The following is a 12,051-nucleotide window of genomic DNA, read 5'->3' as shown; positions in this document are numbered from 1 at the left end:
ACCCAATAAAAAACCCAGCCGAAGCTGGGTTTTTTGTAAGCTTTGAAACCAATTACTTGATTTTAGCTTCTTTGAAGATCACGTGCTTACGAACCACTGGATCGAATTTTTTGATCTCCATTTTTTCTGGCATGGTGCGTTTGTTTTTGTCTGTGGTATAGAAATAACCTGTACCAGCAGATGACACTAAACGAATCTTATCGCGCATAATTTAGTTCCTTAAACCTTAACACCACGGCCGCGGAGATCCGCTAATACCGTATCGATACCGTTTTTATCAATGATACGCATACCTTTAGTAGAAATGCGTAACTTAACCCAACGCTTCTCGCTTTCTACCCAAAAGCGGTGCGATTGAAGGTTCGGCAGGAAGCGACGTCTAGTCGCATTGCGTGCGTGCGAGCGGTTGTTACCGACTACCGGACGCTTACCTGTAACTTGGCATACTTGTGACATGTCTTTACTCCAAAATTGCTGCAAGCTCGCCTGTCGCCCAACGTGACCTTGCCTATAAATCCGAGGGCGCATTTTATACAGCAAACTGCCCTTCTAATCAAGCTTATACGACGGAAATTTGATCGTCATCGATCGTTCGGTGCGGATTTTACGTGATTTTTAACCAAACCGCCAGTACAAAACTACAACAATCCGCGCTCTGCAAAAGAAATTGGATCGCCGGCGCCCACTACGAAATGATCCAACAACGCCACATCAATTAAAGTCAGGGCTTTTTTGACTCGTTCGGTGACTCTCTGGTCAGCCTGGCTGGGCTCTGCAACACCCGATGGATGATTATGTGCGAGGATAACCGCTGCCGCATTATACTGCATAACCAGCTTTATTACCTCACGTGGATACACCGGCGCGGCATTAATGGTGCCCTGAAACAGTTCTTCGTAACGTAACAGCCGGTGCTGGCTGTCCAGCAGTAAAATAGCAAAGACTTCGCGGCCCTGATGACGCAGCTGCGAGGTTAAATAGTCTTTGACCATGGTAGGTTCGGTAAAGCCGTCTGAACGCTCCATGTAAGTTTTAAAGATAATTGAAAATGTACACTTTTAAGTGAAAGTGTACATTTTTAACTTACAGTCAACATGTCAAATTGATTTTACGGCTCTTTTATGATTTTCAAGTCGCAAGTCTATCAATCCAAGAGCCCTCTGCGTAACATTTTCCAGATAACGCATAGAACTAACCAGATACTCCGTAATCACTGAGCGTTTTACCTTTATATTTAATATACTTATAGGTCGGACGGTTTGAAGCCACTATATCCTGCCTCATTGCACTTGGGTTCTCATAGCGACGATGTTTAATACCTAAACTCGGATTACTATACACTGTAATTTCTCCATCATTGTGAAATTCTCCTCCGGCTATAGTAACTCCATGTATGTCGGTTATTTCAATATTTATCGGAAATGACTCACCTTTTCGTCTAGCTATACTTTTCACTTGATCTAAACAGTGCTGGCGGATTCGTCCCATGTGCACTCTCCTTTTTATTAGCATAAATTACGCTCTTGCAACGGATATTACAGTTCATCATATAAATCTGAAAGTCCTCAGCTCTGATACTTACCGTCCCCCTTAGGAAGAGCAAGTTCAAGAAACGCTAGGCGGAAAAAGTGAACCTAGGTTACAAGTGGTGAGAGTAGAGGAAAGACGCGGATCTGACTCCGGCATGAACCATAGCGGTTATCATAATACAGGCGTTGAAAGTTACCGAAACATCTCTCTTATTAAGGCCTTGCCTCCGATAAAATCGGTAAGAATAGTTTCGATTTTAAGCTTTCTGGAATTAGTTAAAATCAAGTACTAGTATTGTTGGAGGCCAGTCACTACCAGACTAGGGAAGATAATAATGGCAAAATTCAACCTAAAACAGATAAATGACACCATTAAAGAAAGAGCTAAAATTATTTCTAACTTCGGGCGAAAAATACCAAATGAATTCGTTATAGGCGTTGTTGCTTGGTTTGGTCATGAACTTAAAACCAGCTTAAATGGTTTCCATTACGACGTGTCTGATGAACCTAGCTCCGGCGGTAGTGGACGGATAGATATCAGAGGGCAGCAAGTGGGAAGCCCCGCAAGATTGCTCTTAAGCAACGAAATGCGACAAATGTTTGTTCACATGGCAAACGAAGGAAAACTAGACCAGGATGAATTAATCGAGACTGTAGATAACTTTATTGTTCACGAAATAGTTCACCGCTGCCAAGGAATGGGTGAACAAAACCATAGAGGGTTATCCACTCTTGCGCCTAACATTCTACATGAGATTGACTATGAAGCTGATGCATCAGCGGTTATCATAATATTCGTACTGAGACTACTAGAGTTACAAGAAAGAAAGGCTCTGCCAATTCACGTAAACGAGACTTGGCCAATTTACTCTAAGCTAATTAAAGGTGTCATTTACCAAATGCAACTGTTTAATTTGCTAGAGGAGGGCGCAGGTTCGCAGGATAACAGACTTCTAACCAATGAAGAAGTTAAGCACAGAGTCATTAGTTTCACCCGATGGGAACGCCTTTGCGTCTGGCATTTCCAATATCATCGCGCATTATGCTTCAACCAACGAAGTTATATACGAGACTTCCAAATCCTATTTAAACCAGCCATATCGTTTCGGAACCAATATGAAGCATCGAATAACTTTCTTGATGCGGATTGGCCAGACAATGAGTTCGAATTTGTTGAAAAAGAACGAATGAAAAACACAAGGCATTTATCAATGTTTTGTTTGTCGTCTATCAACTGTTGGGGAATAAGGCAACATGCGCATGCTTCTCCACCAATAGACCAAGCGCTGGCTCTATTCTCTGGTTTATTTACTGCTGATGTTGCAGAGTCAGAAAAGTTCTTCCTACCTATTTTCCATAAACATGGATTTCTAATCGGCGACGGAAGGGATATATCGCCACTTCCAGACGATGGAGGTCCAGGTGGAGGTATTGCCCCTGCTAATGATAAAACCGAAGGTCGAGAAAACACGGAGCAAGATGATGCTATGATAGCCGGCATTGAATCATACCTCCAACAAAGCCCATATCAAAGAGTTATAGCTCAAAAGGATGACATGGATGCATTTCAAGTCGCAGCTTTCATGATTTTGGGTGAACCAAAACGAGATCGAGCAATTAAACAAATTGTTGTGGGGCTTGATGAAGAGCAGAAGAAGCCTTCCTCTGGGGATTCAACTAACGTTAAAAAAGAAATGAAAGGGTAAGGAAATCTTTAAGAAATGCCCCAATGTCCATCAAAACGAGCAAAGAGATAACGATTACTATTTGTGGGTATGCGTAGCAGGTGATTTATCGTCTTCTTAATCACCCGCTACGCCTTTGATTCATAGTTAGATGCCCATCGCAAAATAAAACCGTTCTTCGCTACTACTAACGCTCTTTGTTTTCTTGAGAATCAACACTAGATTTTCAAAAACTAAGACCTTTAATGTATTTCTGTAAATTTATGAGGCCTGTTTACGACTATTAGTCGCTCGACTTCCGTCTTTACCTCATCACTCATTTACAAGCCAAATGTTAATTGGCCTCCCCCAGAAGTTTTTCTATTTTGCTTAACTCTGATTTATCAACAGGGTACTTATTTGGGTGATATTCATTCAGCAATCTTATCGACTTTATAATAACGGAAACATCAATTGATGCTGAACTGAGTTCATTTCTTAACCGTGAACTCTCAGTATTGAGCAAAAGAGATTGTAAAATGGCTATCAGTCTTGTTGGGTCACTTTTTTCTTTTAAAAGACTGTATGAGACGGTCGGAACATCTTCTGATTTGAAAACTTGGAAGTTTAACGAAGTACCTTCGTCTTTAAAGGCGGGCTCCCATATAACTCTCCTAATCACTAAGTGCTGCACCATTTGAAACCATTTGTCATGATTCAAAGTACTATCGATTTCTCGCATTTCACTTGCAGCAAAGTAAAGAGTATTAAATAGTTTGGCGGCAGTTCTCGCTTCGATACTGTCTTCATCGGGACTTTCGACTGCTATTTGGTCTAATATTGCTAGGCCTATTTTAAATAATAGCAGCAAGAGGCGGCCTGCTTCCGAGCGTGAGCTATATTCATCTTCAATTGCATCCAAGTCCCCGAATTCAACAATTTCACGCAAGACATAAGCGTTATTCCATAGATCGTCCCATACTTTAAATGGAAAAGAGGATTGCGCAATCGGATAGGCAAGCAAGTTTACAGCAATCCCGGGAGTCTCTCTATTTGAAGCTATAATTAACCTAGAGTGATCACGTAAAGCTTTACCTTTATCGCCCCCCCAGTCCTCAGGTAAAAGTCTCCACTCGTCGACAAAAACTTTCCAGTTTGGAGTTTGAATATGTTCTTCATGAGAAAAAAATGCTAGAGCACAATAATGGCACCATACCTCCCATAAAGGCACACTACTCGAAACTACTTGAGATATAGACTTGCCTTTAAGCTTTTCACCAATCTCGTTCATTAGCACATTATCCGAAAACGCCGAAGACTTAACATCGGTTAACTCTTCTTCGGTACTTGCTAGAATTTGTCTCATTAGCCAAGGCCACCAACGAGAGAAGATAACTAAATAATCTTTACGTTCCGCCAAAGCAGTTACTATTTTTTTCGCTGTTTTCTTTATTTCCCTTTCAAGCCCATCGTGCTCGTCATGAGTCAAACTTGGACCAACGGGGTCTCGCGACTGTAATAATTGATCGCGAGCTTCAACAAGCAGTAGAGGTAACAGAACAGAACCATTCCATTCTCCATTCGCCTCAAAAGCAATAGGCGCAGCGCCAATTATATTTCTCCACTCGGAGAACTTTGGATAAAATGCTCCTATGCCAGCTGCTAAGCACAATGCATTCAATAAATAAGGATTTGTGGATCTTGATATTGTAGCTATGAATTCATGCGGGCTGATTTTGTAGAATACCTCGAATAATGGAAGTTCCTCTCTATAGTTAATAAAACCTGACCAGCTCCTCAACCCAAACCAGACTTCTTCTAGTTTATCTTGCCTATCATTCCAATAGAACCAAACCCCTTCTCTCTCTTTATTCACACGCTCTGACTTAGATTTTAATGAAAAATTATCTAGTGCCGAAAAAACACTTTTAGCAAGTGAATTATAAGGACCACATGCTGGGGGATATATTTCAACATACGCTACCATGGCTGCACTCAGCCAACTTTCAATCTCACATGACTCGCATTTTAGCGCATTAACTTTAATCCAAGTGTCGATTGAAGGATTCCTCGCAAGAGCTACAGCACAAGCTAGCGCCATAAGTGCAGGTTTTTCTTCCTCAAGGGTAACTTCAATTTCATCCGCAAATTCAACGATTCGTTTTTCTAATTCAGAGATGCTCTCCCCTTGCTTCACAATCCAGTTTACTACTTCAATAAAACTTGACTCTTCAGCTTCATCTATTACATTTATTAAGCTTACAAAGTCCGGGACACCTTTAGCCAACGGACTTGAACCTGCTTCTACCTTTTCATTGCGACGTTCGAGTGGCCATTTGTTATTCATTTTCTAACACCAGCATCCCAAATTTCCTCAAAAAACCTGATGGCACCGTGATCTTCTGCTCTCCATCCGCGACTAGTAGCGCTAACCTTAGAATGAAACCCACCGACAGTTCCACCAAAATGCCAAAGCTCGTCATCAATAATAGCAAAGCGATCATGGACAAAGTCACAATCCTTAGTAAGGTGCATCCTAACTTCAATGCGGCATTCTTTAGTGCGCCTTACATCATGACTGTTTATAGCCATAGCATGATTGTAAAACCTTCTCAGATCATCTTTACTAATTTCCTGATGAGGCTTCGTCAGTAGCCTAATGTCACTCGCATCAAGCCATAAAGGTAGCCACTCTAGGATTTTATCAATTCGTTCTACTGGATTCCCTCTATCAGGCATCAGTAAGTATTCATCAACCATCCACACTCGCTCTTGGGCATTTGCCACTGCGTGGCAAAATTTTTCAAGTGGTACAGCGTCACTAGAATACTTTCGCTCATAAGCAGCGGCGGTTGTAGGAAAGAGTGACTGTCCTCCTTCTTGTGACCCCCAAAGAATTTCTTTGTTTGGAAATGGTCGCTCTGCCTCTGGCGCAAGCGAAACTCGAGAGGAAAGTTTACTAATCATCGTTGCGTCTTTTAGTCTTAAGCTGAGCGCTTTTATAATCTTTAAATGAAGCGGCTTGTTTTAGCATACCTTTGAGCTTTTCAATAACCTCATTTGGGTTGGGTAACTTTACGATGAGAGAGGCTTTATCCCCCAAGGTATTCAATGAATTCCCAAGAAACCATACCGAATCGTCAATGACCATAAAACGATCATGCAAAATAGGTGACAGAAGTACATGTACATTTGCTGTGATTTTTCCAAATTTCTCTAATTCTGCGAGCTTCTCGTCGAAATTATCAATTTTTGAAAGTTCTTCTTTTCTAGACTTAAACGCAAGATTAGAGGTTAATAGGGTCACTCCCGTCGTTTCCGGGTTAACAGCATATAAAAACTGGCCTAATTGCAAACCTGCAAGGTAAGGATCTGCGATGATGACCCTTGATTTAGCCTGTCGTAATTCACTTTGAATAAAACGCATAGCTTCCTCGCGAGAGCCATCAGAAAACCAGCGCTGACCGTAGTACTCTGCTCTTGCAAGACTATCTCGATATGCTTCTGCAGCGGTGACACGGCCACTGTTGTTCGGTATGTTTGGCGTTTTTCCTATTATACTCTGGGAAATAGGCGTTTTAGATGGGGCTGCTGAGTATTCAATTCGAGGAGCATTATCCGACTCATTAATTGGAACACTAATTTTTCTAACTTCTCGAGTACTTGCGTGCATCGAAAAATTCATCTGGCGCATAAACCGAGAGGGGGGGCTATATGCCAGAATCCCATGCTCTTGATGAGACACCACATAGCCGTATGAGCCAATGCAATAGCCTTTATCAATATCTAAAATGCCACTCTCTGTAATATTATGTGTTTTGAAGTCTGTTAGTAAATGTCCCTGTTCATCGAAAGTAGTTACTTTCAAACCTTCAACGGATTCACCAGCACGGGGAACAAACCGGTAAAAAATACGTTCACCTCTTTCCCCCGAAGCAGGGATCATAAAGCAGTCAATTTGCTGAAGAACAGGATCAGGGGCTACCAAAGCCGCACTCCCGAGGTACTCCCTGTAAAGTCGAACATTGAGGTGAATACGCCTAGAAATAAAGGCAACAGCCTTATCATCAGCTAGCAATGAATCAAAACCGTTAGGATTACCGAAACGTCGGTGAATCCGCGCAGAGTGATTGCCGATAAAAGGGGCCGGGTGGCTTCGCTCAGAAAAATGAGTCAATAGCCCCTTCTCAATCGGTAGCCCTAAATGAGGCCACGCAGGGTCATCTGACAGCTCCGATACTTCAATTTTAATTCCATCGTACTTATCACTGCGCTCTTCCTGCTTGGAAGGAATAGGAGACTTCTCATCACCGGAGCCAAGTCCTCGATACCAGTCTATTGCTTCTTGAACGTTCATAAGGGTGCGGCGGAAAAAAACAGTTTCACCGGTTTTTCCGACAGAGCATCTATCTATCCCACTCATTGGATACGGTATTGGCCTACCCCTTGGAAGCAGTGATATAGTTGCAAAAAGTAACTGACCCGCCTGGCCTCTTCTCTTTTGTAAAGTTACCAACCTTATTACAGCAGCTGAATAGAAGTCATTCTTTAACACTTAACGCTCCTGCTTTCAGAAAATACCCTGTCATCATTTAACGAACCCAATTCAGGTAAGTAAGAAATATTCCGCTCATTGCCCGTTACCTCTTTTTAAGGCTAAAGCTTGATTGACGTTGATCACGTTCGAAACCTGCAGGCTGTGACTTAATTTCTTTATACTTTGTATAACTTCTAGTAAATGCACCAAGGTCAATATCCGCCATATTTATAGCAATTTGGCCTGCTCCGTGAACATGTGCGATTATTTTATCGTAGGACTGCTTGTATGGAGCTTGAATGGTGGAGCCACCATAAATACCTGTATTAGCAATAACCACATGCTGATACATATGCCAATGTAGAGCTTTAGCCATATTATCAAAAGTCGCCACATCTTGGTTATAAGCAGAAATAATGAACAGGTCAGACTTATCTCTCAGGTCTGCTGAGAGCTTTATGTCCGTGGCATCATAGCAAATCGCACCGGTAATCAAACGCGACTCATTGTTTTGATCAAACATTTCGAGAAAATGCTGACATGGTCTGTAAGGGTTTACTCCATTCGAGACTTCAAATGGTATAAGATTCTGTTTTCCTTGGTCACGGAGCATCCAGGTACGTTCGGTCCCTCGGTAATTAGGAATGAACCATCTAGCAAAATTTACTAATTTGCTATCTTTCTCAGTGAACACCATTCCTGCAAATATTATAGACTTAGTTTTGTCTGCCAAACTTCTTATTAAGTCTTGGTCATCAATATGAACGGAAGTCTCAGGAAAAACTATAATGTTTGCAAAGCGTTCATCTTTAGTTCCTGTCGCCAACGATTTTGCTTCTAGCGTTTTTAAAACTAAGCTGCAGACGGATGCAATATGCTCACGGTGTAAGGGTTTAACTTCCGAGCGGTCAAGCTTCATGTCGTTTATAAACCACTCCGGCTTAGGAAGTAACGGTTGAACTGTGACTATTCTAAAGTTCTTCAGATCTAGGTTTGGACCTATTCTAGTCGGTAAACCAGGTGTATCAGAGATCTCACAATACAATGAGTCTAGTTTCTTAATCCGATTTTTAATAACAGAAATAACATCCGATATATTATTTGCACTGGCGATATCTGAATGCTGGATTTTATTTACCTCGAAACCAGGCCACTGGAGACACTTCATTAAGAACTCTGAGAACCAATCAGAAATAGTTGCATCTTCACCAATAATCGATTCAGGTGAGTGCATCATGGCCATACGCCGTTTAAACCATGTGGCTTTAACTCCCCGGTATGCAGCTATTTTGCTATTATTCCAAAGGTTACCAGTATAATCTGGTGAGCCAAGGGCAGCCGCTCTTAATACCATTCCAATCCAATATACTAGCCGCTTCTCTGTAGTATCATCTATCCATTCTGGTATGGCATAGCGGGGATCTACGGATCTTTTAAGCTTTTTTCTACTCTGCTCTATATATAAGTCACTTGAGGGGCGGTAAAGGGTGTTCCAATTGTTGGAGTTGTCATCTAGAGCTACAATAATATCTGACAAAGGAGGGGGGTTAAAATCGTCTTCATCACAAAATCTTTCAAATAGTGCTTTTGCAAGCTTTATAAGCGACTGCTCGTATTCGAAAGCATGACTTTCCGACGTAATAAGATTAAAAAGTGATTGCTTCTTACCTAAAAGTATTTGAGAGCCACACGGCCTAGCCCACTTTAGGTTTTCTAAAGCTTCACCGTAATCATTCCGATTTTTTTCCAAATCAGCCCAAATATTATCCCAAAATAAGCCCCCTCTCTTTGCGAATGGTAGAAGCTTAATGTGAAAACTACCTTCGTTTTCATGAGATGTTGCGGTTTCTAAAAATCGTCTTGAATAACTATCGTAATGCCCTGTGATTTGGCTAGCAATCTCAAATAAAACTGAGGTTTGGCGATGGTACTTTATGTCTAAGCCAGATAAAATTCGAAGAAGTTCTTTTTGTAGAGTGAGCTCTTGAAGCCCTTCAACCGAGGATTCGCGAGTGCCGATATTTCTTTTAATGTTACTAGCTAAAGTCGGTCGATTCACAGAAGCCAAAAGCATTAATGCTTGCCGGTTAACAAAGGAAACATTCCTAAGCCTACTGTTAACTGTCTTTACAGCAAACCTCGCTAAAAGCTCTAGTAACGACTTAGGCTCTAAACTGGAGGGGAAATCCATTTTGTCAAAATAGTAAACAAAATCAACTCCGCAGCGGAACATGTCGGCTAGCAAAAAATCCATTACATACTGGTTAATTGATTCATTTTTGTTTTTTCGCGCTCTCATAAGTGGATTTTTACCAAATGAACTTCGCTGGAATATCACTTGCAGTATTGGCTCGAACAATTCTGCGTCCGGATATATTTCCATTGCCTTCCTGAGCAAAAGCGCTAGTGAAGGATCCGTTGTCCAAGCATGGATAAGCTTTTTAGCCAGCAACTCATTTTCAGCTTCCGACAATAACTGAGCGTTAGTGTCACTATCACTTGATGAGGATATCCGTCGTTTTTTTCGAACAACTGACTCAAGACGATTTGCAGCAAACCTTTTTAAGGTGTCTGCTCTAACGTCATGATCGTATTGAGTCAATGAGAGTAAACGCTGCTCATGTTCGTCAGATAAAACATGGCTTTTTTCGCTTTTTACAGTCGGTGTTGTTAAAAAGTTTTCTAGAATACCTAATGTTGTTTCAAGGCTCTCTCTATCATTAGGGCCGCTGAGGTCTTGCTGAACTGCCTTTAATCGGTTAGATATACTGCTAGCGTTCGCTAAATCAGTAACAGAGTTTATTTTTGTCTTATCTTTATTAATTTTTAATGTTGCATTACAAGTATTTTTTAATAGGCGACTGACAAAATCATCGATAATATCTTTTAACTGCTCTGTATCACTAATGTCCGAACTGATAACAAGCCTCAAGTCGTCAACATAACGGCAATAGTCATGTAGCCAAATAGATTTCTCTTTTCCTACACTTTGATTTAGCTTAGAAGATATAGCTTCATCAAAATTGAGCATATAAACATTTGCAAAAAAGCCAGCCGCAACCAAGCCTTGCGGTAGTCCCTTTGTAACATTTTTTAGCCCTAAACTCTCAGCTTTTCTAACCTCTTTATCATTCCACTTCCAAGTCAAAATTCTCTTTGTTGTAGACCAGAAATCACTATCAATACCTTGTGCTTCACCACATGACACCTCCTGAAGAAGGTTATTTAAATGCTCCAAATCAATAGAGTTAAAGAAGGACTCTAAATCCAAGCTTACTACATATACTTCTCGCCCACCGGAAGCACTTTTCTGGACATGCTGACCAATTATACTAGATCGACTTAGAAAGCTCTGGTAGTCAACAAAAAATTTTCGATAAGTTTCAGAGTTCCCCCACCTAAACCAGGCATCGTGAGGAGTACGCCAATCACATAGGAGGCGGTTGCCATAACTGTAAACTTGGTTCTGTCGGTCTACAAATGGATTTTCTGTACACTCCCCTTGTCTACTCTCCACAAAATCAGCAGCACATAACATAACTGCAGTGGCATATGTTTGATCTCTTACAGATAAGTGGGAAAGAGGCCTCAACGGCGGACGATCCTCACGAGCCTTTATTTTTGAGTTAGATGATGACTCGTGCGCTCGTTTAATTAGTCCAGTTGGCTGCCATCCCTCATCTCCATCAAACCCCCACGATTCACTTTTGCCTGCGAGTATCAACTCTACTTTGTGAGTATTAAGACCCGGACCTAGGTCTCTGCTCCACTTTTCAACAGACTCCTCTATGGTCAACGCTGAAACATCTAGAGCTAAGGTGTCGGCATACCAATTGCGAGCACGAATATAGGCGTGAGATTTTTTCCATGCTTGTGTAAGAACTAGTTTATCTGAGAGCAGTTCCATCGAAGGAGTTAACTTCCAGTACTTCTCACGCAGTAATTTCATTGCTATAAGTCCGTTTGCTTAACTTAATTTGTAACTTAAAACTACACAGAATACAGGCTTATGTTAAGGCTTAAATAGCAAAAAGTATTTGGCACGCTCTCTATCTAACTAGTTTTTGGTTGACAAAACTTTGAAGGGTTTAGATCACTACAGCTTTACTGAAACTCTTAAAGCACTTGCCCGCCTTGGCTTCTAGTAAATTGTTTCTACAGAATGAAGTGGAATCTGAAGCATCGCCAGCCTAACAGAAGTGACTTTACAACTCATTACTTCATTAACACTTTATTAGCGCGCTTACTTACTGAAATTTCAGAGGACAAGTTATGAGGTTTCTAGCAAATCACTGCCCATTCAACTAAAGACGAAATCGCT

8 protein-coding genes and 1 pseudogene are annotated in these 12,051 nt (G+C 41.2%); 1 reads left to right on the top strand and 8 read right to left on the bottom strand.

Annotated features, from left to right (window positions below; translation table 11 throughout):
- Positions 1-52 precede the first annotated feature (52 nt).
- From rpmG to ACN0TF_RS07045, 4 genes and pseudogenes are all read right to left on the bottom strand, one after another.
- Positions 53-208, bottom strand: coding sequence for a 50S ribosomal protein L33 (gene rpmG / locus ACN0TF_RS07060; RefSeq protein WP_006953863.1), 156 nt, complete (start codon positions 206-208; stop codon positions 53-55).
- Positions 209-219: 11 nt separating this feature from the next.
- On the bottom strand, positions 220-456 hold the full coding sequence (rpmB, locus tag ACN0TF_RS07055; protein ID WP_011233504.1) for a 50S ribosomal protein L28: 237 nt from the start codon (positions 454-456) through the stop codon (positions 220-222).
- A 182-nt stretch (positions 457-638) separates the two neighbouring features.
- Positions 639-1,034 (bottom strand): annotated as a pseudogene (gene radC, locus ACN0TF_RS07050) (RadC family protein); the annotation flags it as partial.
- Positions 1,035-1,191: 157 nt separating this feature from the next.
- On the bottom strand, positions 1,192-1,488 hold the full coding sequence (locus tag ACN0TF_RS07045) for a hypothetical protein (protein ID WP_417441332.1): 297 nt from the start codon (positions 1,486-1,488) through the stop codon (positions 1,192-1,194).
- Between the two features lie 376 nt (positions 1,489-1,864).
- On the opposite strand from ACN0TF_RS07045, the gene ACN0TF_RS07040 reads away from it, so the two are divergent.
- A complete protein-coding gene (locus tag ACN0TF_RS07040; protein WP_417441331.1) occupies positions 1,865-3,235 on the top strand; it encodes a hypothetical protein in 1,371 nt (456 codons plus the stop codon).
- A 313-nt stretch (positions 3,236-3,548) separates the two neighbouring features.
- On the opposite strand, the gene ACN0TF_RS07035 is transcribed toward ACN0TF_RS07040, so the two are convergent.
- The 4 genes from ACN0TF_RS07035 to ACN0TF_RS07020 form a co-directional block, all read right to left on the bottom strand.
- Positions 3,549-5,540: a hypothetical protein gene (locus ACN0TF_RS07035; protein ID WP_417441330.1), complete on the bottom strand. Its 1,992-nt coding sequence runs from the start codon at positions 5,538-5,540 to the stop codon at positions 3,549-3,551.
- Positions 5,537-6,160, bottom strand: coding sequence for a hypothetical protein (locus tag ACN0TF_RS07030; protein WP_417441329.1), 624 nt, complete (start codon positions 6,158-6,160; stop codon positions 5,537-5,539). Before ACN0TF_RS07030 ends, ACN0TF_RS07035 begins: the two co-directional genes overlap by 4 nt.
- Positions 6,153-7,748, bottom strand: a complete 1,596-nt coding sequence (locus ACN0TF_RS07025) for a VPA1262 family N-terminal domain-containing protein (RefSeq protein ID WP_417441328.1) — start codon at positions 7,746-7,748, stop codon at positions 6,153-6,155. Before ACN0TF_RS07025 ends, ACN0TF_RS07030 begins: the two co-directional genes overlap by 8 nt.
- Before the next feature lie 85 nt (positions 7,749-7,833).
- Positions 7,834-11,679 carry an RNA-directed DNA polymerase gene (locus ACN0TF_RS07020; RefSeq protein WP_417441327.1) on the bottom strand — a complete coding sequence of 1,282 codons (3,846 nt, stop codon included), beginning with the start codon at positions 11,677-11,679 and terminating at the stop codon, positions 7,834-7,836.
- Positions 11,680-12,051: the final 372 nt, after the last annotated feature.

The sequence above is a fragment of the Idiomarina sp. genome (genome assembly GCF_048265525.1).
In the GTDB taxonomy this organism is placed as follows: Bacteria; Pseudomonadota; Gammaproteobacteria; order Enterobacterales; family Alteromonadaceae; genus Idiomarina.
This window is presented reverse-complemented; position numbering and strand designations above follow the sequence as displayed.

Excerpts from the sequence above, each read along its gene's own strand:
- rpmG (WP_006953863.1), bottom strand. The coding sequence starts at position 208 with ATGCGCGATAAGATTCGTTTAGTGTCATCTGCTGGTACAGGTTATTTC.
- rpmB (WP_011233504.1), bottom strand. The coding sequence starts at position 456 with ATGTCACAAGTATGCCAAGTTACAGGTAAGCGTCCGGTAGTCGGTAAC.
- ACN0TF_RS07045 (WP_417441332.1), bottom strand. The coding sequence starts at position 1,488 with ATGGGACGAATCCGCCAGCACTGTTTAGATCAAGTGAAAAGTATAGCT.
- ACN0TF_RS07040 (WP_417441331.1), top strand. The coding sequence starts at position 1,865 with ATGGCAAAATTCAACCTAAAACAGATAAATGACACCATTAAAGAAAGA.
- ACN0TF_RS07035 (WP_417441330.1), bottom strand. The coding sequence starts at position 5,540 with ATGAATAACAAATGGCCACTCGAACGTCGCAATGAAAAGGTAGAAGCA.
- ACN0TF_RS07030 (WP_417441329.1), bottom strand. The coding sequence starts at position 6,160 with ATGATTAGTAAACTTTCCTCTCGAGTTTCGCTTGCGCCAGAGGCAGAG.
- ACN0TF_RS07020 (WP_417441327.1), bottom strand. The coding sequence starts at position 11,679 with ATGAAATTACTGCGTGAGAAGTACTGGAAGTTAACTCCTTCGATGGAA.